The sequence below is a fragment of the Stenotrophomonas sp. GD03654 genome (assembly GCF_029845105.1).
Taxonomy (GTDB): domain Bacteria; phylum Pseudomonadota; class Gammaproteobacteria; order Xanthomonadales; family Xanthomonadaceae; genus Stenotrophomonas; species Stenotrophomonas africana.
In genome coordinates this window covers 44,608-66,929 of the sequence record NZ_JAOCLC010000004.1, presented here as the reverse complement: position 1 = coordinate 66,929, position 22,322 = coordinate 44,608, and the positions used below count along the sequence as shown (strand labels likewise).

Below are 22,322 nucleotides of genomic sequence, written 5' to 3'. Positions count from 1 at the left end.
CATGGATTCCCTACTGCTGTCGATGAGCTGGCTAGTCGCACTTTACATCTTCATGCTGGCAGCGTTCACTGGTTATGAGGTGATCGGCAAGGTGCCTTCAATTCTACATACCCCGTTGATGTCAGGATCGAACTTCATACATGGCATTGTCGTTGTTGGAGCGCTGCACGCGCTATTCAACGCGACGAGCGTGACCGGTCAGGTCGTAGGCTTTATCGGTGTCGCTCTTGGTGCGGGCAATGCAGCCGGGGGCTATGTGGTCACCGAGCGGATGCTGGCAATGTTCAAGCCCAGTGAGAAGAAAGCTGCCGCTGCCGGCGAGGGTGGTGCCTAATGGCCGCACTGCTCGTTGCACTCAGTGGTTTCGTGGCTGCGATGCTTTTTGTGATTGGGCTTAAGCGCATGTCCTCGCCGGTAACAGCGTCCCATGGGATTGTGCTGGCAGGCATAGGCATGCTGCTGGCGGTGATTGCCAGCTTTGGCTATCTGGCCGATGTTGATGAGGCCGCGCGTCCGCACCTCGCCACGAACTTGGGGCTCTCTTTCTTGGCGCTCGCGCTGGGCGGGATTCTGGCTTGGCGCAGTGGTCGCAAGGTGGCGGTAACCGGAATGCCGCAGATGGTTGCTCTCTACAACGGCATGGGTGGTGGTTCGGCGGCGGCACTTGCCGCAGTAGAGCTGCTGCGCGGCGGCCACACAGGCGGTAGCCTGCATCTTTCCGTGACCGCATTGGGGGCCCTGATCGGCTCTATCTCGTTGTCCGGTTCAGTGATTGCGTGGGCAAAACTAGATGGGCGTATTAACAAACCCTGGCGTTTCGCCGGTCAACGCGCGCTCAACGGATTGGTGTTTGCTTGCGCCTTGGCAATCGGCGTGTTCTTAGTCATGTGTCCGTCGGTCTCGATCGTTTGGCCGACCCTCTTCTTTGTCGCAGCATTGACGTTCGGCGTCTTGATGACCCTGCCAATCGGCGGTGCAGACATGCCTGTAGTGATTTCACTCTACAACGCGTTCACCGGGCTGGCCGTTGGACTAGAGGGCTTCGCGTTGCAGAATCCTGCACTGATGATTGCCGGCATGGTGGTAGGTTCGGCAGGCACGCTATTGACCTTCATGATGGCGCGCGCAATGAATCGTTCGCTGGCCAACGTCCTGTTCTCTAACTTCGGTGAGAGCGCAGCAACTGGCGATGTGGAAGTGGCCGGTCGCATGACGTCGGTTGACCCTAGTGATGCAGCAGTAAGCATGCGCTACGCGTCCAGCGTGATCATTGTGCCGGGGTACGGGTTAGCCGTGGCTCAGGCGCAGGCCCGCTTGTACGAGCTCGTCAAGCTGCTTCAAGCCGCCGACGTGGACGTAAAGTTCGCGATTCACCCGGTCGCTGGGCGAATGCCAGGCCACATGAACGTGCTGCTTGCTGAAGCGGGGGTTCCATACGATCTCATCTTCGACATGGAAGACATCAACGACAGTTTCCCAGCGACAGACGTGGCGCTGGTCATCGGCGCCAACGACGTGGTAAATCCTGCCGCCCGCAGCGACAAGGGCTCGCCCATCTATGGCATGCCTATCCTTGACGTGGACAAGGCGCATCAGGCCTATGTCATCAAGCGGGGCCAGGGCAAGGGGTATGCTGGCGTTGAGAACTTGCTTTTCTATCAAGACAATTGCGACATGGTCTACGGCGATGCCCAGATCGTGCTAACAAAAATGGTGCAAGCGATCAAAGATCTGGCCGCCTGACCCCCGTTGTGCGCAAATCCTCCCCCCGAACATCACGGAGCAGCAACCATGGCATACGCAACTACCAACCCGTTCACCGGGCAGGTCGTCAAGACTTTCCCTGACGCCACTGACGCCGAAGTAGCACAGACCCTGGAGAAGGCCGACGCCGCGTTCCAAGGCTGGAAGAACACAAGCATCAGCGAGCGTGCATTGGTGCTGCGCAAGGCGGCAGATCTGCTTCGTTCGCGGCATGCAGAGTACGCCGCATTACTCACGTTGGAGATGGGCAAGGTTGCTGCTGAGGCAGAGGCCGAGGTTGAGCTTTCGGCGCAGATCCTTGAGTACTACGTCGAGAACGCAGCGAAGCTGCTTGCTCCCCAGAAGCTGCCGAGCCAGCATCCGTCTTACACAGAAGCTTGGGTGGAGCACGAACCTCAGGGAATCATACTGGCCATTGAGCCGTGGAACTTCCCTTATTACCAAATTGTACGCATTGCTGCCCCACAGCTGGCCGCTGGAAACGTGGTGATTCTTAAGCACGCCTCCAACGTTCCGCAGTGTGCAGCGGCGTTTGACAGGCTTTTTCGCGAGGCGGGATTGCCGGAAGGCGGCTTCACTAACCTCTATGTCAATCGCGCGCAGATCAAGACGATTATCGAAGACCCTCGAGTGCAGGGCGTAGCCTTGACCGGTTCGGAAGGAGCCGGTGCAGTGGTCGCATCGCAGGCCGGCAATGCTCTGAAAAAATCGACCATGGAGCTTGGTGGTGCTGACGCCTTTGTCGTACTGGCCGACGCAGATCTTGACAAGGCAGCCCGCTGGGCGGTAATCGGCCGGCATTGGAATGCGGGCCAGGTGTGTTGCTCGTCCAAGCGAATCATTGTTGTGGATGAGGTCTACGATGCCTTTTTGGACAAATACAAGCGCGGTGTAGCTGAGCTGAAGGCTGGCGACCCGCAGGATTCTGCGACCACGCTCGCACCGCTGTCGTCAAAAAGCGCGGTGCATGATCTGGAGTCGCAGTTGGCGCAAGCGGTGGGACACGGCGCGACAGTCGAGGTGATTGGGGCCGAGGTCCCGAAGACCGGCGCGTTCTTCCAGCCGGTTCTGTTGACAATGGCCGAAAGCAACCCGGCATACCGCTGGGAGTTCTTCGGGCCGGTATCGCAGGTGATCCGTGCCCGAGATGAGGACGATGCGGTCCGCATCGCCAACGACAGCCCCTTCGGTCTTGGCGGCTCGGTGTTTACTCAAAACATTGCCCACGGCGTCGAGGTTGCTAAGCAGATTTCCACGGGCATGGTGTACATCAACCATCCGACTGGGGTGGCGGCCGATCTTCCTTTCGGTGGCGTACGCCGCTCAGGTTATGGGCGCGAGTTGGTAGGCCTTGGCATCAAGGAATTTGTCAACCATAAGCTGATAGCTGTGACTGATATTGACGGAGCATTCTGACCGCCGATCTCTCGTCTCATCTCACTTAGCGCAGGAAGGAAGACCGATGAACAGAACCATGAAAGCGGCTGTTGTTCGCGAGTTCGGCAAGCCACTGGTGATTGAAGAAGTTGTAGTGCCGCGCCCAGCCCCAGGCGACATCCTGGTTAAGATTGAGGCCTGTGGTGTTTGCCACACCGATCTCCACGCTGTGGAAGGAGATTGGCCGGTTAAGCCTGAACCCCCTTTTATCCCTGGGCACGAGGGCGTGGGGCACGTCGTGGCCGTTGGTCAGGGCGTGACCCATATCAAGGAAGGCGATCGCGTTGGTATCCCCTGGCTCTATTCTGCTTGTGGGCATTGTGAGCACTGTCTGGGCGGTTGGGAAACTCTTTGCGAGGCTCAGCAAAACAGTGGGTATTCGGTAAACGGCGGGTTCGCCGAGTACGCGCTGGCAAACGCAGAATACGTAGGACATTTGCCGAAGAACATCGGTTTCGTCGAGATTGCTCCCATTCTTTGCGCTGGGGTTACGGTCTATAAGGGCCTTAAAATGACCGACACCAAGCCTGGAGACTGGGTGGTCATCTCTGGGATCGGCGGGCTGGGGCATATGGCTGTGCAGTACGCCAAGGCGATGGGCCTCAATGTGGCTGCCGTAGACGTAGATGATGCAAAACTTGATCTCGCTCGCAGATTGGGCGCGACCGTAACAGTAAATGCGACGAAACTCGACCCGGTTGCATTTTTGAAAAAGGAGATCGGCGGTGCGCACGGCGCACTGGTCACGGCAGTCTCGCCTAAGGCATTTGAACAGGCCGTTGGCATGGTGCGGCGCGGGGGCACTGTGTCGCTCAATGGGCTGCCGCCAGGCACGTTCCCGCTCGATATCTTCGGCATGGTACTCAACGGGGTGACCGTGCGAGGATCCATCGTCGGCAGTCGTCTGGATCTGCAAGAGTCTCTTGATTTCGCAGAGCAGGGCAAGGTTGCCGCTACCGTGCAAACGGATCGCTTGGAGAATATCAACGACGTCTTCTCGCGAATGCACAAGGGACAGATCGAGGGAAGGGTTGTTCTAGACTTCGCAAGCTAGCAGGTAGCTCGACTTGACGGTATCGCACCTCTGCAGGAAGGCTCTGCGGCGACAAGCGGAGCTGCGGATCTGGCCTCGGCCCCGGTAATCTGGCGACGACAGTCACGAACAAGCAAACACCGACCTCGACATAAATGTGCACTGCACCAGTATTGGTTGTGACAATTATAGGGATTTGTAACGATGTCCATTGATCTGACCCAACGACTGAATGGAAAATGCATCGTCATCATCGGAGGCGGCGGCATCGGAAATGAGCTGGCCCTGCGCTATGCAAGCGAAGGTGCCTCGGTGATCCTCGCCGACCTTAACAAGGAGACCGCCGAGAAAGGCGCAGCCTCGCTGCCCTCTGGGACCCGCGGTAGAATTATCGCAGCGCAGTGTGATGGCTCGAACGAGGAGTCAGTCAATGCCACCGTAGCCCTCGCAACGCAGCATTTTGGCGGACTTGACGGGCTACACGCGAACTTCGCCGCGTTTCTCGATGGAGCTTCGTCGGAAGGCGCGGGCGAGCTTCCCCTTTCCATGTTCGACACGATGTCCGCCGTCAATACTCGTGGTTTCCTGCTGGCAACACGCGCAGCTTTGCCCGCCTTGGTCGCGCGCGGCGGAGGGTCTATTCTCTATACCAGCTCCGGGGCCGCCTATCAGGGAGAGCCGGTTCGGCCCTATTACGCCATGACAAAGGCTGCTGGTCATGCACTGATGAGGCATGTCGCAGCGCGATACGGGGCGGACGGCGTGCGGGCTAACACAATTGCGCCGGGTCTTATCATGCATGAAGAGCTTCGGAAGCACATCAGCACCGAATTTGCAGAGCAGGCGCGGGAGCATTCGGCCTACAAGAGGCGCTTGGGCGAACCCCTTGATATAGCAGCGATGTGCGCTTTGCTCATGTCGGATGAGGGCGCTTACGTTACTGGGCAGGTGATCAGCATCGACGGCGGAACTACCATGCGAGGGTAGTATGCCTTTGATCGCCTGCGAAGAACGCTCGATTGGAGCCCGCGAATGCATCAGCGATATGCCTGTAGCCGATGGGTCGTCTGAACAACGGCCTCGTCTCCCGTCGATGATGTTCGATCCGACCGTGACTTTCAAAGGAGCCAGATCGACTGCGGCAAGATCGTGAATCGCAAGCAGATCATGCTCACGGCGACCTACGAGCTGAGCGGCGATTACTTCGCCCGACTTTTAGCCGCCACCTACCTGCCCAACATCCAAATTGAGAGACACCAACATGAAAGCACTTGTTTATCGCGGTCCCGGCCAGAAGGTCTATGAGGAGCGCGCCAAGCCCGAGCTCCGTGATCCAACCGACGCCATCATCAAGATCACCCGGACGACGATCTGCGGAACTGACCTGCATATCCTGAAGGGCGACGTTGCTTCCTGCGAGCCCGGCCGTATCCTCGGCCACGAAGGCGTCGGCATCGTCGACGCCGTCGGCGCGGGAGTCACCGCGTTCAAACCAGGCGACCGGGTGCTGATCTCCTGCGTCAGCGCGTGTGGCAAGTGCGAGTATTGCCGCAAGGGGATGTTCTCCCATTGCACAACGGGCGGCTGGATTCTCGGCAACACTATTGACGGCACACAAGCTGAGTTCGTTCGTACGCCGCATGCCGACAGCAGCCTCTACCCGATCCCTGCAGGCGCCGACGAAGAAGCGTTGGTAATGCTCAGCGACATTCTCCCGACGGGCTTCGAGTGTGGTGTGCTGAACGGCAAAGTCGCTCCGGGAAGCACGGTCGCCATCGTGGGTTCCGGCCCAATCGGGCTCGCCGCGCTGCTGACCGCACAGCTGTACTCGCCAGCCGAAATCATCATGATCGACCTCGACGACAATCGACTTGAAGTAGCAAAGCGCTTCGGCGCCACTGCGACAGTCAACAGCTCGGACGGCAAAGCAAAGGAAACTGTCCAGATGATGACGGGTAACCGCGGCGTCGATACGGCGATCGAGGCAGTCGGGGTGCCCGCCACGTTCGAACTGTGCGAGGACATTATTGCTCCCGGCGGGGTCATCGCGAATGTGGGCGTCCATGGCGTCCCCGTCGACCTGCATCTCGAAAAACTGTGGGATCGCAACATCTCGATTACGACGCGGCTGGTCGACACCTTGAGCACGCCGATGCTGCTGAAGCTGGTTGGCTCAAACAAAATCGATGCCAAACTTCTGATCACCCATCGCTTCAAACTCGACCAGATCATTGAGGCCTATGAGGCGTTCGCCAACGCTGCTCAGACCAAAGCGCTGAAGGTGATCCTGGAGGCCTGATTGCGACACGGGACGTCCTAGGATGGACGGGTGATCTTTCAGAGGCGTGCTCTATGATGAGCGGCCCGCACAGGGATCGATAGCATCATCACCAATCGGCGCGCAGAGTGAGAAGTGATTCCGCTAAACGTGCGGCGGATCGCCCTGATAATCGTTGATTCTTCGTAGCACTTGGCAACGGCCTGGAAGGACAGGCCGGCCTCTTCGCGTTCGGGCGGCAGATAGTCGATCTAGCCGATCTCATCGATAATGAGTAGCTGCGGCTCTTGATTCCACCGATGAGAAACCAAGCCGGGCGGCGCTGTGACGTTGAATTGTGAGTCGACTCCCAGCTTGTTCCGTCGTCATAGTCCAAGTGGTTTATCGACAGCCAAGTCAAACAGGCCGTAAGGCGAACGCCATCGGCAGGGTCAGACGCGGCAGTGGACAGCGGCCGATATTGGCAGTCGCAATCTCGATGGTCCTGGCGGACACGGTGGACTGAACCGGCGGTGCCGCCCACGCTTGAGGTGTGCGATCCAGCGCGTCGCCGCTGCGTCCGTAACAGACCTGTCGCCAGGATGTGGATGGTGTCTGGGAATTGGGCGCGTTGATTTGGTGGTCGGAAAAAGAAGGAACTAGAACCGATGGTCACCACGTTGCCCTGACTAGCTCCCAGTTCGAGCCGTCAACGCGACGCAGTCCTTAGCTGCTGGGTGCTGGGCTTGCGACTGGGTTATCGCCGGCAGATTGAGCTCAATCCAATCAGCCAGATCACGGACCTTCAGTGCCGCCTCGCGCCCCAGCGGCGTCAGGGTGTAATCCACGTGAGGGGGAAGAACGTCATGGGCGCGCCGTTCAACCATGCCGTTCTGGCTGAGCAACGCCAATGTGTGGGAGAGCATGCGCTCGCTGACCCCGCCGATACGCTTGCGTAGTTGGCTGAAACGCTGTGTGTCGTCGAGCAGGGCAATGAGCACGAGCACCCCCCAACGATTGGTCAAGTGACTCAGGATGGGGCGCGATATGCAGTCGCCGCTCATGACATTGCCACGCAGCGGCTGCGCAGCGTTGGAAGCGACAGGGCGAGCCGGGGTTGACGGCGCTGGAGTCGAGTTGCGGGGCATGGCCATGCTTACCTTTTTGTCTGTATTTACGGACGGTGGCGTCTGTTCCTATAGTCCAGCCTCCTCCCCACAACGGCAATCCACCATGACCATCGCAGTCACCGGTGCCACCGGTCATCTGCCCCCTGCGGTTGCTGCAAGTGTTGCATCGTGGGACGCGGCAGCTGCAAAGGGCGCACTCTATTCAGAGGATAGGGCGCTTTCACGGCTGATTGGCCGGCCGACCACTCCCCTTGATCAAGCAGTGAGAGCCGCTTTGAACGCGATTTAATCTCAACTGAAGCCTCCCTCACGGGGGGACAATGCAGCTGGATGGCAGGCTGTTCACCAAGGCTCCGTTCTCGGAGCCTTGGCTTTTAACGATTGCGCACCGATGCGTCGCAAGGCCCTCCAGAAGGCATCCGAAGCAGTTGCACTGGATGCCAACCGGAGGCGCTGCCTTTTGCTCCGCCGCCTGGGATGACGATGTTGTAGGGCGTCCTCTTGCCCATATGCATGGGTCGATTTTTCCGAGGGGATGGGCGCAATCGCTCTGCAAGTATTCTACCGAAGCCCTTCCTGCCGGTGGCCAACCGGGTCAACCTCAAGCGCGCGGAGCACCGCCGCCGGCTCGAAGACTCGAACCTGGCAGGGGCCATCGTCATTCCAGAACGCTCGGCGTTTGGGAGCTACTACGAGCTCGGCGAGACCGTGTTCTCCATGCGCGGCGCGGGGGTGGCGAAGGCACGCGAGGATATTCTACGGGTAGGTCAGGCTATCCAGAAAAGGTTGGCCAACACGGGCCGGGGGACTGCATGATGGAGGCCCCGTTGCTGCCCCTGCCTGACCTCATGGCTGCCAAGAAGACCCCCACCCAGAAGGCGACCCCTAAGAAAGCCCCGGTCCGCAAGAACCTAGCCAAGGCCGCCAAGGTTGTCCACGCCAAGCCGGAACGCGAATACGCGCCGCTCATCGATCTGGGGCAGTTCTCTGAGGAGGAGCTCGCCGAGCTCATGGTGGCCGCCGGCGATGCTCCGGGGCGCAAAACGTATTTCGACTACAGCGACGAGGCGCCCTATATCCGTTCCGGTCAGCGAATCCACTTGGAGGTGGGCCGCGATTCAACCATGTTCGACTACCGTGACGAGAACGGGACGCGTGTGGAGCGAACGATGGTCACCGTGCCGCCGAAGCTCCGCGAACAGATCCAGGACGTCACCGGGGAAGAGCAGCCCATCGTCACGACGGCGATCATCGCCCTCGCGTCCTGGGCTTGCCAAGAGCTCAAGAAGTCGAAGCGGCGCTTGGTGGTCACGACGGCAACCGATGATTTGGATCCAGCGCGGAAGCAGGTCCGGAAGGCGTTGGTCGGTCAGGCGCGGAAGAAGCGCTGACCCATGGCCAGACAAGAGACCATGGGACGCTATCACCACGTGTTTGTCACCACCAAGGGCGCCGAGCAGAAGCAGGCGCTCTTTGTTGATCTGACCGCCAGCGAGCTCAAGACCCGGTTTGTTCGACCCTATCGGCAGGGCAAGGCCGTGCTGCTGGACGACGGTTCGGTGGTGGAGACACGGGACATTACTTGGTCCCACATCCGAGCCACGCAAGATCGGGCAGGGGAAGCGCTGGCCCGACTGGAAGAGGCCAGCCACCGCCATACGCAAGAGCTCAATCGCGGTGGAAATGTGTTGTTCATGGGGCGGTTCTCTTGGTCCAACGTCGATCTGATCGAGGAAGGGGAGAACCTGACCCAGCGTTACATCACCAGTCCGCCGGGCGAGGCAGGTGTCTATCGGTATTTGGGGTCTTGGTTGGCCGACAACCTGGGAAAGGCGCTGATTACGTTCCTGGGTGCCTTGGCCTTGACGGTTGCACTGACCTGGCTTGGCTTAAAGAAGGGCTGAGGGAGTTGCCGCGGCAAAGGAGCTCATGTCAGGGCTGATTGGCGTCAAAAAACGCCTTTAAGTCCTCCAAGCTCATGCCGGCATTGCAGTGGCGAGCAAGGTCGTCTCTGGTGAAGACCGCCTCCCAACCACAAATGAATCCAGCCCTGCATCTCACGAGCATCTCTAGATCGGACTCTAGCCATTCTTCGAGGCTATCAGGGGCGATGATGGAAAGACGCTTAATGTCGGAGTGCCACTGAGCAACCTCGTCGCTACTCCAATCGATTTGCAGCCAAACACTCTGGGCGCCAAATCGATGCTTACCGAGGTTCACTGTCGGCTCGTAGTCCTTCCCCTGATCCCGAATAAGATCAGCTTCGTAAAGGAAACTCTCACTGTCTCGGTGAACAGGTTCGAAGTGGACACGGAGAAGATATTTGAAGTCATCACGCTCCCCCGTCCTAGACAGATCCAAGGCCTGCATCCCGCTTCCGTTGATGTCCCTGCTGAACCTGATCTGGAGAGATCTGCGCAACAAGAAGAAGTGTCCTCTTTCGTGCATCGCCAGGGCCAGCCTAGCGATGTCATCACAACTGGCCTTCTGCTGAACTCCGTCCGCGCTACGCAGATCGATGCTCTCTCCCCGATTGACAATCATTTTTTGCATGAGCATTTGATCGGCCTGGTCTTTCATGGCTCTCCTTCGCCCTCGGCATATGAATTGCCCTGAACCCGCCCGCGGAGCTGAATCGCCCAGGGTTCCGTAGACACCTCGCAGCCATAAACTATGGCTTAGGCGGAGGTGGTTATGAGCACGAAGCGGTACGCTTGACAATATTGGCTTCTGTGTTTGCTTGAATGTATTTAATGCAAATACGGGGGTTCGATATGGGGATGTTTCAATCAGCCAAAGCATTTTTTCCTAAGTTCAACATTTACTCGCTGGTTGAGTTATTTATCAATACTGTAACCGTCCTCGATCGGCTTTTAACTGTTTTTGTGGTTGCCGGGGGGGCAAGGGTGGTTGAGTTGTACTTGTCGGTCAAGCCAAAAAAAGCCGACGATGTATTTGATTGCGCTGTGCTCTACAACTCCATTTTCAAAAATTCAAGGTCACGTGTCCTGAAAATTGCTGCGCGTCACGTCTTTTTTAGTGGGGTGCAGGGCCAGGTGCGAGGTGCGTTCGTACGAAATGCTGCATTAAATCGAGACATCAAGACGACAGTTGAGCTGGTTGACTTGGGGCTATTGGATCAATGTTTTTACGTCGAAGAAATTCTGTTTGAATTGTCCGCGTGGTGCAAGTGTCCTGCGGAAATGGAGAGCGTGATTGCAGCCATCATCCGTCGGCGGAGTAAGGTGAGCTACGTGAAAGTGCTTAATCAACTGACTCGCCCGCCACTAGAGAATGGGGCGTCAGCCGTCCACAATGTTCTTCGGATCATGCAGAAGAATGGCTACGACTTCCACGGCGGTCTTCCTGTAGCACCAGAGACATTCTTTTACCCTAATCCCAGTCCTGGGTTGATTTCAGACTTGATCGAGTGGGGTGTGTATGTTGAGCGTCCGACGGAACATGGCTTGTCGGAGATGGCGGCGCACATCAATTCTGAAATAGATGAGGGCGAACGTCGCATCGCCGAGCGTGACGCCGCCAATATCACCCAGGCACTTGCGGACGCTAGCCTGACTCAATATGACACTCCTAAACCAAAAAGAAGGATGTGACTGAGCTTGACAATGTTGGCTTCTGTGTTTGCTTGAATGTATTGATGGCAAATAACGGGGGCGATATGGGAATATTTGGTTGGATTAAATTGAAGGTGCTAGGCAGGGGCGTTTCTGCACCCGCTGCGCTAACGGAAGACGAGGTTCGGACTAGGGCGCGAAATGGAACACAACTTGAGGTGGAAGCGATGCTGTCACAGCACCCTCAATGGGCGAACACGGTTTTGGATATTGCCATTAAAAATAATCGCTGGCCCCTGATATCTATCGCCAAAAAATCTGGTGTCGTAATCGACTGTCCATCTGTTTTGTATCGCGTGATGCAGCGCGGTGATGTACATACTGCAATTTCATTAGTGGAAAACGGAGCCCCCCTCCCGCTCAATAATATTGAAAGCGCTATTGCGGATGCACATCGACATCGAAGAGCAGGGGCCGGCCCTTTCCGCCAACTTTTAAAGACCATATTTGACCGCCATGGCGTTAACAGCGTGGATTACGTGCGGCTTGTCAGTGAGTGGGGCAATCAACGCGGGTTGCGCGATATGGGCGCTCTGTTGCACGAGTTTGGATACGACTTCCACAAAACACGTAGCATCAATGTTGTCGGATTTTTTCACCGTTCCATCCTGGGTTCTTACGAAGGGGAACTTTGCGATCTTCTGACCTGGGGCCAAAAGATCGACTTTGAGCATCCCCACTTCGATGATCCGCCGGAAGACCACAAGTTAAATAAGTTGGTAATTATCAACGACAAGGAAAAGGCCGAGCTCATGATCGCCGAACAGACTGCCGCCAGCATCAATCAAGCACTTGCCGACGCTGGCCTGACTCAAGATGACACCCCTAAGCCGAAAAGAAAGATGTGATGTCTGTTTCGCAACCATTGATCGGCTTGGTGGATGGGAACAATTTCTACTGTTCCGTTGAGCGTATCTTTGACCCTACGTTGCGTGGAGTTCCGGTTGTTGTGATGTCCAACAACGATGGATGCGCCATTGCCCGCTCCAACGAAGCCAAGGCACTTGGCATTGGTATGGGGCAACCCATCCATCAAATTCCCTCGCACATCCGCAAGCAACTGCATGTCCGAAGCGCCAATTTTGCGCTGTACGGGGACATCTCCGCGCGCATTGCACTCATCCTGCGCGATCTGTTTCCCGACGTGGAGGTCTACTCCATCGATGAGAGCTTCGTGTCCTTTGACGGGATCCGTGCGCGGGATCGACGCAAGGTTGCCATGGAGGCCCGCGCACGTATTTTGAAGTGGGTGGGCGTGCCTTGCTGCGTTGGGATCGGCCCCACAAAGACCCTAGCTAAGATGGGCAACAAGATCGCTAAGGGAACCGAGCAGGGCGTGTGGAACGTGCGACGACCCGACCTGGGCAACTTCCCCATTGGCGACGTTTGGGGCGTGGGGCGCAAGTTTGCCGCGCGACTGATGGCCGAGGGCATATCCACAGCAGCCCATCTCGTGTCCGCAGATCCACGAGGCATCCAGGACCGCTACGGAGTGGTGCTGGTGCGAACGCAAACAGAACTCAATGGGGTGCGATGCGCCGAGCTGCAGGAGGAAGAACCCGAGCGCCAGCAGATCATGGTGTCCCGCTCATTCGGCAGCGAAATCCACAGACACGACGACCTGGCACAAGCGGTGGCCACCTTCGCTCAGCGTGCCGCCGAGAAGTTGCGCGCCCGCCATCTTAAAGCGCACGGGGTGTGGGTGTTCTTCCACACCAACCCGTTTGGGAACACGCCTCAATACCACCCGTCTCGCACAGTCCGCCTGGTTGCGCCGACATCCGACACACGAACTATTTTGGAAGCAGTACAGGCAGCAACGGCAGCGATGTACCGCCCCAACGTTGCGTGGAAGAAGGCCGGGGTAGGGCTGGTGGATCTGAGCGCCGAACACATTCAGCAAGCCGACCTGTTTGCCCCAGCGCGCAACCCCAAAAACGAAGCCTTGATGAAGGTACTGGACGCGGCCAACCACAAATTTGGGCGCGGCAGCGTGTCGTTCGCGTCGTCAAGTACAGCGCCGGACAGTACCCCCGGATGGGCCATGCGGCAGGAGCATCTGTCGCGTTCCTTTACGACACGTTGGAGTGAGATACTGGTTGCCAGATGAGGTGGCACCTAGCCTCATGATGTCTGGCTTACAGCTGTAAACGGGTGCGAACGATCACGACAGGGGCTTTTTATGAAATGGATTTTCGGTGTTGCCGCAATGGCCGCGTGTGCCAATCTGTGGGCGAGTGCATCTCCGCTTGCATCGCCATGCGTGTTGACTGTTGGGGCCGTGGTTGGAACGCATCCCACATTGGAAGTTGCCGCACTGCTGGAGGCGGCGCCGACCAAGGATGAATTCCAGACATCGGAGCAACACGTAGCGAACGTAAAGCAATTTCTTGCAACTCTCCCGGCACAAGTGCAGGGCGGGCAATTGTGTGTATCGCCAATCGCCGACCAAAAGTTGTTCGACTACGACGCCGATGCCCAAGTTTTGTGGGCAAATGTGGAAGAGGCATCTGGTACGCGGATATTTCGGTCCACTGTTGGTCAAATAACAGTTCGGGACGTTGTGTCCGACGAGTGGGATCGAGCTGTGGATGATCGTGTTCTGACGAACGCAATGGGTGTGCAAGTGGCGGGGATCAACTCAACTAGTAAGTCGGCGTCGGTTGGCTTCACCACAGATCAAATGAATGATCTACACAAGTCGCTGCCGTACCACCGCTTCAAAAGCGCGTTCCCCTCTAGAGCTTTGGCTATCCCAATTGACTCAGACGCTGCCCGTGATGTGAAGCCGCACGCTGCAATTGTGTATCAATATCGACTCAGGGATCCATTCGTTGCCCGTGGTACGGATGTCCATGCCGCAACAATCGACGCGCCAGTGAGCATCGCCGTTGAGAAGGTCGTGGTACTGGCCGATCTTGTGGCTGTTGGTGTAATAGATCTTCGGGATGGCAAAGTTCTTGCTGCCAAACCAATGTCGGTGTCGGTGAAATAAAATGAAAAGCGCGGTGAGTGTGAACAGATATCAGTGGGTGTTGTTGATGTTGCTGGTGCTGTGCGGTCTGCAAAATGCATGTGCGGATGAGTACGAGCCGGAGAATACCGAAAATTGGGCGGTCAACTCGGCCTGGGTCAAAGAGCTACCGATTCTTGAGCAAGAGGTTGTGTTGGTTTCGTTGGGGCTTGCTGTATCCACCCACGTGGACACCAAGCTCATCCCGGCCGTGAAGAGTCGACGGGACATGCAGTGGGTCTTGAAGGTCGCAGGAACTTCAAATGCAATGCTTGTGCCATTAGCCACGAACTCACCTCAAATCAGGGCTTTTTACGAAAGCCGCTCCAAAGTGTACTTGGATGCCATCAATGGCAAGATTGATGCAGATGAATTTGAGCGCGTTATGGCCGAAATAACGCGCAAGATGGAGCAGTACACGGCGCGCATATCCAAAGAGCAGATTGACCAAGTTCGGCGCAAGTACCGGGCGCGACTGTTGGACACGGAAACAGCGCTCATTGCTTTTTCAAAGCTCAGGGTCCAATAGTTCTGGCAATAAAAAAGCCCGCTATAAGCGGGCGTAGGTGATGCATTTTTCGCGCCTCATTCTTTAAAGGTAACTTTGAAGGTATCCAGATCTTCCTGGGACGGTTCGTCAGCCGGTTCGGCCTTCTTCTCCGCCCGAACTTCCTTGGTGACGCGGCTCATCGTCTTATATTGCTTCTTTGTGTAAGCAGCCTTTCGATCGTTGGCCGCGCGGAGCGCGCAAAGCGTGTTGATGAAGGTGCCATCGACACCCGGAACGTTAATCAGCAGCGCAATTGCATCGGGACTGGCGCCCTCATTGACGTTTTCAGCAATGCGGTTGGTGGTGTGCATCATCCGCACATCGATATCGTGGAACTTTTTGGCCATTTCAATACTCTCTTGCCGGAGCGGCGAGAAAGATATAGGCAAAGATTTTTGCGGATGACAAGCTTCGCCGGACCGTTAGCTGAACGATGCACTCTCCCGCTCTCACCACGCCTGAGTAAGCCACCACTAAGTCTATGGGCGCTGACCAACCCACAACCCAAGCGGCAGTGGTCAAGGGGCTGTATGAACCAACGTGCAATTTTTCAGCATCGGTGTGCTTGAGACGTGCCCGTTGCCCAGGCAATCGAGGGTGACTTGCTGTCCAGTGCGCAAACCGGCCAGTTCTTCCTTGCGTGCGGGGTCCAGCACGGCCACGGGCCGGTCGTGGATCCCCGTGCCTTCGAGAGCCAGCAGTGGCGAGCGCCGGTACAGCGCGGGCTCCTCGGCAACCACGCCAGTTACCCGCAGCCGTTGACCCATGTAGCGCCTGTCGGCAGCGTCGGCGTCACGGGTGTAGGCCGCCAGCAGGACCGTAGAGTCCACAGCAAGCGGGGGCTGGGCATGTGCAGCTGCAGCCAAAATTAAAAGAGTCGAAATTGGGCTCATGACGGTGTGTAATGGACGGTAAAGCCCCATGCTACACGCACGCGTTCGGAGAGCGCATTGACCGACATACATTTGACGCGCGAACAGATGTTCGCCCTGGCTGAGCAAATATCGATCCGTGCAGCGGCAGGAAAGATCACCTCCCATCGCATGGACCAACTTGGCGCGCTTGTCGATGCCGCAGGTGAAACCAAAGACCTTGATTTGTTGTTGCGTTGTATTGAGGTCATTGGCATATGCGGAGAATTGGACGACAAGCGCCACGGGTGCATGCTGCACTACTACCACGCCAATGCTTTGGAGTCGCTGTACAAACAACGGCATACGAACGAGAACGCACACTCGTGGATCCAGCCGGAGAACACAGGGCAGATCTATCAATTGCGCTCAGCCATCGCGCATGAGGGCTTCGCGAAGCTCCCTGATGATTTCCGCGCACAGATCCACTCCAACCTGGGCAACGCGTTCAACAAGACGGGGCGCCTACATGATGCCTTGGAACAATGGCGCAAAGCGTTGGATTTGGACCCGATGCTTGCGATGGCCCAAGGCAACATGGCGTGTGCATTGTTCTTCTATGCCAGCAACCTGTATGACGTGGGTCACAGGGAGTGGATCAACATTGAAGGCCGTGCGCAACTGCGTGAGGCGGTTGCTATCGGCGCTCACGGTGCAACGTTCGTAGAAGCTGCAGAGCGCTTTCGGCTGATACTTGAAACCGTTGAACTTGGCTTGGATCAGTACGGTGTTGAGAGCAATCCGGACGTTGCCTGGATGGACGACTTTTCACTAGGACGAAGCGCTCAGGAGAAGCGTTACCGGCGCTGGTGTTTGGACAACCGATTGTTCCTCAACCCCATGAACGATGCGTACACCAAGCCGGTGGCCGCGACAGACTCGCTTTCTCTCCCAACACACCGTGCCGATGGGGTGGGGATCTCGTATCTTGCTGCGTTCAACCAACTCAAGCAAGAATACATCTATGCCCGATGGTGCTTGTTTGTTGGGCTGGATGACCTGAAGACACACATGGCCGACCGTGATGTTCTCTTGTCATCCAACACCGACGGTGCGCGCTACAGCATCGCCATTGAGCAAGTCAAAACCGCATATCGGGCGGCGTACTCGCTACTGGACAAGGTGGCGTTCTTTGTGTGTGACCGCTGGGAGATTGGTGCTAAGCGCAAATCGGCTGACTTCGCACGACTGTGGCGGACTGAACCCAAGAAGAATGTTGAGTCAGTTATTCGACCAGAGTTTGAAAGCAGCCAAATTATTTGGTTGCACGCACTGTACAGCTTGTCCGAAGACATCTTCAACGAGGACACAAGGCAATACGCATCGCCGGACGCTCAAGAACTTCACGTCGTGCGCAACGCTCTAGAACATCGGTTCTTCAAGATTGTCTGGTCCCGCTCAGAGGTTGATGAAGCATCGATGCATCATGATCGTCTGTCGGAGCAGATGACGTTGGACGAGTTCCAAAGCAAAGCATTGCGTGTCCTGACCATGGCACGTTCTGCAATCGTGTATCTGTGCCTTGCAATGCATCGCGCAGAGTGGCAGCGAGAGAAGCAGGGCGACACCGTTTCAGTCTCATATGGCGTGAACCACATTCCCGACAGGCTCAAAGGATAGAAGCGGCAGTATATGGAAATGGAGATTTCACTGTGACGTTCAAGATCGTTGATATCGAAGAGCTTGTTGTCCAAGCCAAGGCCGCTGGTGTGGGCAAGATCAGTGTGGAAGTGCCTTTGCTAGCGTCGTACACCCAAGAGGCGTGCGTTTCGCAGACTCAATGGATGATGCTGCCGCACTACCACAAGCACTATGCTTGGTTGCACGTGGACGCTGATGGCGTACCGTTCTACGCCGGTTACGGTCGTGGCCCCTACGCGTGGCAAAAGAACGGTGGCATCGCCTGGGAGTGGTTCGTTCGCGAGCGGCTGGGTGGTGAGTACCGCGTTGTAGTCTTGGCCGTGGGCCTGTCCGAAGCACACATCCACAGCATTTTTGAGCAGATGCTTGAGATGTACAACACGAGATTGCTCAATCAATCGAGCTTCTACAGAGGCATGGACTACGATGCACTCAAAGAAGAGGCGGACAAGAAAAAGGCAATCCGACCGTTCTACGCATTCGTGGGAAGCAAGAAGCCAGCTGCAGAAATATTTGAGGCAGCGCTGACCGCCCAAAAAATGCAGTACGAGCTAGATCCCTATCGGGGCGAGACTGGCCGGTTTGGCGAAGTTCTAAAAGCAATGGATGCATCACAGCCGGTCAATGACTTCTTTATCACGACGATTGTTGAGTGGTACATGGGGCAAGGTGACTTGGATGCCGCAAAGGCTGCATTTGAAGAGTTCAAAAAAAGGGCCCCACGCTCTGCGGAAAGCAGGAGAGTGACCAGGCTTGAAAAGCTGCTGGAACGCGGACGCTTCTACCGACGCCCAGGCTGGCTCGATCAAGTAGGTCTGTGAAGATCACAGGTGCGATCTAAAATGATGAAAACAGGGAGCGTTTGTGTAGGTGGTGATGCTAGTTTGACCAAATGTCCAGACGGCGGGGTGTGCTTTCAGGAAGCATCACCCCCGTTGCCAACTATCATTTGCGCCTGATGATTTGACATATCCTGATAAGAATTCTTTCAATTAGTTCAACCTTCTTGTCGGAAGAGAAGACGAGAAGTGTGGCAAGAGCAAAGATTGTAGTGTTAATGTCCATAAAAGTTTCCTTGTAAGTTATGGTTGCATGCAATTTCCTGTTGAGGTTGTTGAGTGCGGATTGAATTCTACGCTGAAAGTTATAATTAACAACTGTCGATGTGTGGTAAGTTTAAGTGGAGCCACTGCACTCCCTTGAAGTGCGTATGTCGCAAGCAAGGGTGCAATTCTGAAATTGAAAATAATTCGTAAGGGGAGTGTGGCATGATGACTATCGATGATGTTGGCAATAAGTTTAAGGAATATTTCGAGATGGGCGGTGACGCTGCGCGGCGAAATATGGAGACTGTTTCTCAGATGATCGATTCAGGTGATCTGACGCAAGATGATGTGCTTTCACGCGACAATGTGGTTGAGCGTTATGTGTGGCTTTTTCGCAAATCAAGAGATATCTTCATTTCCTGGTCGAATTCCGGGCGTGAACATCCGGTGCTGAATCAAAATTCAGGCGTCATAGGGATGGTTGACCCGCACAATGGAAACATTGTGGCCTTCACAATGCGTCACTCTGAACTGGCTGATGTTGAAGTCGATGTGCCAAATAAAGGGAGGTACGCCGTCATTTCATATGAGGATTTTTCAGTTTGCCTGTACAAGTCGTACGAGGACTATCTAGAAAAATGGAATGAAGAGCATGGTGCCCCATCTGAGGATACGGACGATGCAGCATCGATGGCAGAAGAGCTAATTTCCAAGTTTTCAGAGTTCAAAAAGCAACTGCAAAACGCGGAAGATGGCAATGATGATGATCGTGCGTTGTCTTTTATGGAGCGCATGAAAACCAGCGCAGACTCATACAGACGTCCGAATACAATAAGAGAGGCGCGAATTCAAGCTGGGTCAGTGTTCGCTGACTCAGACGATAAGTTGCTAGAAGCTGTCGTTAAGGGCATCTACCAAAGTCGTCACGTTGACATAGATCCGAACGATCTTCGACGCTGTGCTATTGCTGCCATCTGCGCTGGACGGGATTTGCTTTACAAACAAAATGGACGAGTGGTGGAAGACTCAAGTCCATTCTCAAATGTGGCCGCTTCTAAGTCCCCGGAAGGCATCATTCATTCGTTTGCAATGAGCAATCATGTTGTTTTCTTTGGAGACGAGCCACTGGAAGAAGATGAGCGTCTGACGTTCGATTTGGACTACGTTCCACTTTCGATCCATTACATTGACGCGCGTACGCGCACCATTAAAGAAATCACCCAGGAAGGCGAGCCGAAGAGTAAATGCCAAGATTTTCCGAGCCTATTGGATCTAATCAATAATCTGGGTCACGATCAACTTGGTGTTGTTACAAACAATTTGGCTGTGATCGATGGAATAGCCAACGAGCAACTGCCACAAGCCTTGGAGCTGGCGCTGTCAGTCGCAAAAATTGGATTTAAAGGCGGGCAGCTGGACGCCGTAAACGCCTATATCCGCGTGCGCTATGCAATGCGGCTCAGTGGAAATCAAGACTGGTCTGTTGCCACCAGTGGCCGCGTTGTCACCGGACGCAACGCTGCCATTATTCTCAACTGTGAAGCTGGTGCGGGGCACATCTATGCTGACGATGATGTGAACATGGCATCTATCAGTCAAATTTTCATTGTGGGCAAGGATGACATCAGTCGATTTGTACGTAATTGATATTGAACGTAATCGTCAGTGAATCGAAGTGTGTAAAAACAAGCCCGCGAAAGCGGGCTTATTCATTTGATTGTATCCCACGCTTAAAGCGGCTTGGGACTTGTTACTACAAAGTGCAACAGAAGGTATTGACAATGTTGGCTTCCGTGGTTGTGTGGATATATCGCAACCGGAAAGGGGGTTCTATGGAAAATTGGATAATAATTGCCGCATTTATACTTATCCTCGGAGCATTTTTGTACGAGGGGTGTTGCTCTTATATCGCGCGTAGGAAAGTGAAGCACAGGGCGATAACTGCTCCTGCATGTGTGGAGGAAGAACAGTCTTTACATTTGAAGAATAGCCTTAAGGCAATGGAGCAATGCTCGACGGAAAGTGAGCGGATATCGATGGGTGTGTACTGCGCGCGGGAAGCAAACCTGCGAAAAAGCCTTGAGGACTTCACAAAGATCGTTTCAGTCTGCGTCAACATCAACTATCACTTGGGGGGCAGCGTCACAGACCAGGGGCACAAAAACACAACTTTGTTGCACGAGTGCATCAAAGATGGCGCGTACGATTTTGCAAAAGTGCTGATTGAGCACGGTGCGGATCCCAGTATTGGGGTTAGCCGTTCGTGGGAACTGACGGAATACGAAGCCAAGCATGCAACTCCCCTTCATTCGGCAGTGCAGGATGAACGAATTGAACTTGTGCAGTTGCTGCTTGACGCAGGAGCTGACCACAGTGCGGTGGATGGAAACGGGTACACGCCGCTGTGTGTGGCAGTGAGAAACGACAAAATTGCTATTGCAAGGGCTCTATTGGAAGGGGGGGCAAATCCCAATCAAGTGCATGACACCGTGAAATGCCCGCTTCTGTGTGCAAACTCAGCGGCTATGGCGAAGTTGCTTGTAAGTAAGGGGGCAGATGTCAACATGGTGATGGGAAATGGCTATCCTCTTTTGTCCATGTTGATCTACGACGGAAAAGCCGCAATTGCTCGTTATATTTTCAAGGAATACCGACTCAGGTTTGACTTGCGAGACAAGGATGGACAGTGGTTGGATCGACATCCGCTGATTGTTGCATACAGATTTAATGAGTATGATCTGTTCAAAGAATTGGTCGAATTCTCTTACCCAAACCAGCTTGGAGCATGGGGCGGAATTCAAGAGACGACTGTTGAATTTGACTCGTACGAATACACGAGAGTGTTACTTAAACGAATGGTGCGACTGGGCTTATCTGTTGATAGCGCATTGCTGTATTGCGCAAAGTCGCGCCGAATGCAGGAAATGCTTGTTCAGTTTGGCGTCGATCCAACTATTAAAAGCCCTGAATACGGGAAAAAGACGCCCGATGAATACATGGTTCACGTGAATCGTAAAACTGTCTGGCGTGATCTGATTGAGCGGGCTCCCAGCATTGTGGCGGAACATCAGCGGAAATTGCTGGCCGAAGCAGTGGGGCTGGAAGATGAGCCTGCACCACTCAAGCGGCGCATGTAGTCCAAAAAAGCACAAAAGTTGGTTTGCAAGCTTGACAATTTTGAACGCTCTGTTTGATTGGTGAAATATCAATCAAATAGGGGGTTCGCAATGAATGATGATGAAACTATTACTTCAAACAGCTTCAATATTTTGGAGCATCGTCTTGACCTGGCAATCAAGCAAGATGATGTGGGTGCTATCCAAAAGATGATCGGGGAAGGTCTTGATCTTAACGTGCTGAATGCCCATGGCGTTTCTTTATTGTCAGCTTCGATTTGGTATGAGTCTCGTTATATTGTGCGAGAACTCATTGCGGCCGGTGCGGATGTCAACACCCAGGACGCGGATGGCGATACGCCACTGCACATTGCTGCGCATATCAACGACATTGAAGTAGTGAGCTTGTTGATTGATGCAGGCGCTGATATCAATCGTCAAGGCGCCTATGGGTTGACGCCACTGCACCACACAGACTGTGGAAAGTGCCAGGAGCTCCTGGTTCGGAATGGTGCAGACCCAACCATTAAAGATGATGACGGACACTCTGTCGATGTTATGAACGCTGCACGTGTTGAGGATCGAATGTTCGGTGGTCAGAGCTACAGCCAAGCCGTGGGTACTATGAACATGTATTTGGAAGCTGATCAGCGGGCGGCTGAGCAGCGCGACGTTTTACAACAGGCCATTGAAGAATGCGTTCCCAGCAGACAATCCATGACGCGCCGAATGTAATGGAGGGTCGTGTTGGAATAAGGCCCGCGAAAGCGGGCCTTTTTTTTGTCTTGA

General features: G+C 55.1%; 23 protein-coding genes and 1 pseudogene. 20 read left to right on the top strand and 4 right to left on the bottom strand.

Annotated features, from left to right (window positions below):
* The first annotated feature begins 1 nt into the window (after position 1).
* The 6 genes from N5J73_RS02865 to N5J73_RS02840 all read left to right on the top strand — a co-directional run bounded on the left by N5J73_RS02865 (position 2) and on the right by N5J73_RS02840 (position 6,533).
* Positions 2-334, top strand: a complete 333-nt coding sequence (locus tag N5J73_RS02865) for an NAD(P) transhydrogenase subunit alpha (protein ID WP_279914515.1) — start codon at positions 2-4, stop codon at positions 332-334.
* Entirely contained in the window at positions 334-1,743 is a 1,410-nt protein-coding gene (locus tag N5J73_RS02860; protein WP_279940520.1) for an NAD(P)(+) transhydrogenase (Re/Si-specific) subunit beta, read from the top strand. The genes N5J73_RS02865 and N5J73_RS02860 overlap by 1 nt, the downstream gene beginning before the upstream one ends.
* 48 nt (positions 1,744-1,791) lie before the next feature.
* Positions 1,792-3,180 (top strand): NAD-dependent succinate-semialdehyde dehydrogenase, encoded by a 1,389-nt coding sequence (locus N5J73_RS02855; protein WP_279914517.1) that lies wholly within the window; start codon positions 1,792-1,794, stop codon positions 3,178-3,180.
* A gap of 46 nt (positions 3,181-3,226) precedes the next feature.
* The gene (gene adhP / locus N5J73_RS02850; RefSeq protein ID WP_279914518.1) at positions 3,227-4,255 is read left to right on the top strand and encodes an alcohol dehydrogenase AdhP; all 1,029 of its coding nucleotides are present in this window, start codon (positions 3,227-3,229) and stop codon (positions 4,253-4,255) included.
* 183 nt (positions 4,256-4,438) lie between these two features.
* The gene (locus N5J73_RS02845; RefSeq protein ID WP_279940519.1) at positions 4,439-5,221 is read left to right on the top strand and encodes an SDR family NAD(P)-dependent oxidoreductase; all 783 of its coding nucleotides are present in this window, start codon (positions 4,439-4,441) and stop codon (positions 5,219-5,221) included.
* 274 nt (positions 5,222-5,495) lie between these two features.
* Entirely contained in the window at positions 5,496-6,533 is a 1,038-nt protein-coding gene (locus N5J73_RS02840; protein ID WP_279940518.1) for a zinc-dependent alcohol dehydrogenase family protein, read from the top strand.
* 647 nt (positions 6,534-7,180) lie between these two features.
* Here the strand turns inward: N5J73_RS02840 and N5J73_RS02835 are convergent.
* The gene (locus N5J73_RS02835; protein ID WP_279940517.1) at positions 7,181-7,645 is read right to left on the bottom strand and encodes a helix-turn-helix domain-containing protein; all 465 of its coding nucleotides are present in this window, start codon (positions 7,643-7,645) and stop codon (positions 7,181-7,183) included.
* 151 nt (positions 7,646-7,796) lie between these two features.
* On the opposite strand from N5J73_RS02835, the pseudogene N5J73_RS02830 reads away from it, so the two are divergent.
* The 4 genes and pseudogenes from N5J73_RS02830 to N5J73_RS02815 form a co-directional block, all read left to right on the top strand.
* Positions 7,797-7,910: pseudogene (locus tag N5J73_RS02830) on the top strand (SDR family NAD(P)-dependent oxidoreductase); the annotation flags it as partial.
* 224 nt (positions 7,911-8,134) lie between these two features.
* Entirely contained in the window at positions 8,135-8,437 is a 303-nt protein-coding gene (locus tag N5J73_RS02825; protein WP_279940516.1) for a hypothetical protein, read from the top strand.
* Between the two features lie 11 nt (positions 8,438-8,448).
* Entirely contained in the window at positions 8,449-9,012 is a 564-nt protein-coding gene (locus N5J73_RS02820) for a hypothetical protein (RefSeq protein ID WP_279940515.1), read from the top strand.
* A gap of 3 nt (positions 9,013-9,015) precedes the next feature.
* A complete protein-coding gene (locus N5J73_RS02815) occupies positions 9,016-9,525 on the top strand; it encodes a hypothetical protein (RefSeq protein WP_279940514.1) in 510 nt (169 codons plus the stop codon).
* 28 nt (positions 9,526-9,553) lie between these two features.
* On the opposite strand, the gene N5J73_RS02810 is transcribed toward N5J73_RS02815, so the two are convergent.
* The gene (locus N5J73_RS02810) at positions 9,554-10,201 is read right to left on the bottom strand and encodes a hypothetical protein (protein WP_279940513.1); all 648 of its coding nucleotides are present in this window, start codon (positions 10,199-10,201) and stop codon (positions 9,554-9,556) included.
* 200 nt (positions 10,202-10,401) lie between these two features.
* Between N5J73_RS02810 and N5J73_RS02805 the strand changes: the two genes are divergently transcribed.
* From N5J73_RS02805 to N5J73_RS02785, 5 genes are all read left to right on the top strand, one after another.
* A complete protein-coding gene (locus tag N5J73_RS02805) occupies positions 10,402-11,235 on the top strand; it encodes a hypothetical protein (RefSeq protein ID WP_279940512.1) in 834 nt (277 codons plus the stop codon).
* Positions 11,232-12,104, top strand: a complete 873-nt coding sequence (locus tag N5J73_RS02800; RefSeq protein WP_279940511.1) for a hypothetical protein — start codon at positions 11,232-11,234, stop codon at positions 12,102-12,104. The genes N5J73_RS02805 and N5J73_RS02800 overlap by 4 nt, the downstream gene beginning before the upstream one ends.
* A complete protein-coding gene (locus N5J73_RS02795) occupies positions 12,104-13,366 on the top strand; it encodes a Y-family DNA polymerase (RefSeq protein WP_279940509.1) in 1,263 nt (420 codons plus the stop codon). The genes N5J73_RS02800 and N5J73_RS02795 overlap by 1 nt, the downstream gene beginning before the upstream one ends.
* Before the next feature lie 72 nt (positions 13,367-13,438).
* On the top strand, positions 13,439-14,251 hold the full coding sequence (locus N5J73_RS02790; protein WP_279940508.1) for a hypothetical protein: 813 nt from the start codon (positions 13,439-13,441) through the stop codon (positions 14,249-14,251).
* A gap of 1 nt (position 14,252) precedes the next feature.
* The gene (locus tag N5J73_RS02785) at positions 14,253-14,798 is read left to right on the top strand and encodes a hypothetical protein (RefSeq protein ID WP_279940507.1); all 546 of its coding nucleotides are present in this window, start codon (positions 14,253-14,255) and stop codon (positions 14,796-14,798) included.
* 56 nt (positions 14,799-14,854) lie between these two features.
* Here the strand turns inward: N5J73_RS02785 and N5J73_RS02780 are convergent, their stop codons facing one another.
* Both N5J73_RS02780 and N5J73_RS02775 read right to left on the bottom strand, forming a co-directional pair.
* Positions 14,855-15,166, bottom strand: a complete 312-nt coding sequence (locus tag N5J73_RS02780) for a hypothetical protein (protein WP_279940506.1) — start codon at positions 15,164-15,166, stop codon at positions 14,855-14,857.
* A gap of 171 nt (positions 15,167-15,337) precedes the next feature.
* Complete coding sequence (locus N5J73_RS02775) at positions 15,338-15,712, bottom strand: hypothetical protein (protein ID WP_279940505.1); 375 nt, start codon at positions 15,710-15,712, stop codon at positions 15,338-15,340.
* A gap of 57 nt (positions 15,713-15,769) precedes the next feature.
* Between N5J73_RS02775 and N5J73_RS02770 the strand changes: the two genes are divergently transcribed.
* From N5J73_RS02770 to N5J73_RS02750, 5 genes are all read left to right on the top strand, one after another.
* The gene (locus N5J73_RS02770) at positions 15,770-17,350 is read left to right on the top strand and encodes an LA2681 family HEPN domain-containing protein (protein WP_279940504.1); all 1,581 of its coding nucleotides are present in this window, start codon (positions 15,770-15,772) and stop codon (positions 17,348-17,350) included.
* Between the two features lie 32 nt (positions 17,351-17,382).
* Positions 17,383-18,192: a hypothetical protein gene (locus N5J73_RS02765; RefSeq protein ID WP_279940503.1), complete on the top strand. Its 810-nt coding sequence runs from the start codon at positions 17,383-17,385 to the stop codon at positions 18,190-18,192.
* A 450-nt stretch (positions 18,193-18,642) separates the two neighbouring features.
* On the top strand, positions 18,643-20,064 hold the full coding sequence (locus N5J73_RS02760) for a hypothetical protein (protein WP_279940502.1): 1,422 nt from the start codon (positions 18,643-18,645) through the stop codon (positions 20,062-20,064).
* A 134-nt stretch (positions 20,065-20,198) separates the two neighbouring features.
* Positions 20,199-21,554 carry an ankyrin repeat domain-containing protein gene (locus N5J73_RS02755; RefSeq protein WP_279940501.1) on the top strand — a complete coding sequence of 452 codons (1,356 nt, stop codon included), beginning with the start codon at positions 20,199-20,201 and terminating at the stop codon, positions 21,552-21,554.
* Between the two features lie 90 nt (positions 21,555-21,644).
* On the top strand, positions 21,645-22,268 hold the full coding sequence (locus N5J73_RS02750; RefSeq protein ID WP_279940500.1) for an ankyrin repeat domain-containing protein: 624 nt from the start codon (positions 21,645-21,647) through the stop codon (positions 22,266-22,268).
* The last annotated feature ends 54 nt before the right edge of the window (positions 22,269-22,322 follow it).

Bases quoted from the DNA above. Each gene is read 5' to 3' on its own strand.
- N5J73_RS02865 (WP_279914515.1), top strand. From the start codon at position 2: ATGGATTCCCTACTGCTGTCGATGAGCTGGCTAGTCGCACTTTACATC.
- N5J73_RS02860 (WP_279940520.1), top strand. From the start codon at position 334: ATGGCCGCACTGCTCGTTGCACTCAGTGGTTTCGTGGCTGCGATGCTT.
- N5J73_RS02855 (WP_279914517.1), top strand. From the start codon at position 1,792: ATGGCATACGCAACTACCAACCCGTTCACCGGGCAGGTCGTCAAGACT.
- adhP (WP_279914518.1), top strand. From the start codon at position 3,227: ATGAACAGAACCATGAAAGCGGCTGTTGTTCGCGAGTTCGGCAAGCCA.
- N5J73_RS02845 (WP_279940519.1), top strand. From the start codon at position 4,439: ATGTCCATTGATCTGACCCAACGACTGAATGGAAAATGCATCGTCATC.
- N5J73_RS02840 (WP_279940518.1), top strand. From the start codon at position 5,496: ATGAAAGCACTTGTTTATCGCGGTCCCGGCCAGAAGGTCTATGAGGAG.
- N5J73_RS02835 (WP_279940517.1), bottom strand. From the start codon at position 7,645: ATGGCCATGCCCCGCAACTCGACTCCAGCGCCGTCAACCCCGGCTCGC.
- N5J73_RS02825 (WP_279940516.1), top strand. From the start codon at position 8,135: ATGGGTCGATTTTTCCGAGGGGATGGGCGCAATCGCTCTGCAAGTATT.
- N5J73_RS02815 (WP_279940514.1), top strand. From the start codon at position 9,016: ATGGCCAGACAAGAGACCATGGGACGCTATCACCACGTGTTTGTCACC.
- N5J73_RS02810 (WP_279940513.1), bottom strand. From the start codon at position 10,201: ATGAAAGACCAGGCCGATCAAATGCTCATGCAAAAAATGATTGTCAAT.
- N5J73_RS02805 (WP_279940512.1), top strand. From the start codon at position 10,402: ATGTTTCAATCAGCCAAAGCATTTTTTCCTAAGTTCAACATTTACTCG.
- N5J73_RS02795 (WP_279940509.1), top strand. From the start codon at position 12,104: ATGTCTGTTTCGCAACCATTGATCGGCTTGGTGGATGGGAACAATTTC.
- N5J73_RS02790 (WP_279940508.1), top strand. From the start codon at position 13,439: ATGAAATGGATTTTCGGTGTTGCCGCAATGGCCGCGTGTGCCAATCTG.
- N5J73_RS02785 (WP_279940507.1), top strand. From the start codon at position 14,253: ATGAAAAGCGCGGTGAGTGTGAACAGATATCAGTGGGTGTTGTTGATG.
- N5J73_RS02780 (WP_279940506.1), bottom strand. From the start codon at position 15,166: ATGGCCAAAAAGTTCCACGATATCGATGTGCGGATGATGCACACCACC.
- N5J73_RS02775 (WP_279940505.1), bottom strand. From the start codon at position 15,712: ATGAGCCCAATTTCGACTCTTTTAATTTTGGCTGCAGCTGCACATGCC.
- N5J73_RS02760 (WP_279940502.1), top strand. From the start codon at position 18,643: ATGACTATCGATGATGTTGGCAATAAGTTTAAGGAATATTTCGAGATG.
- N5J73_RS02755 (WP_279940501.1), top strand. From the start codon at position 20,199: ATGTTGGCTTCCGTGGTTGTGTGGATATATCGCAACCGGAAAGGGGGT.
- N5J73_RS02750 (WP_279940500.1), top strand. From the start codon at position 21,645: ATGAATGATGATGAAACTATTACTTCAAACAGCTTCAATATTTTGGAG.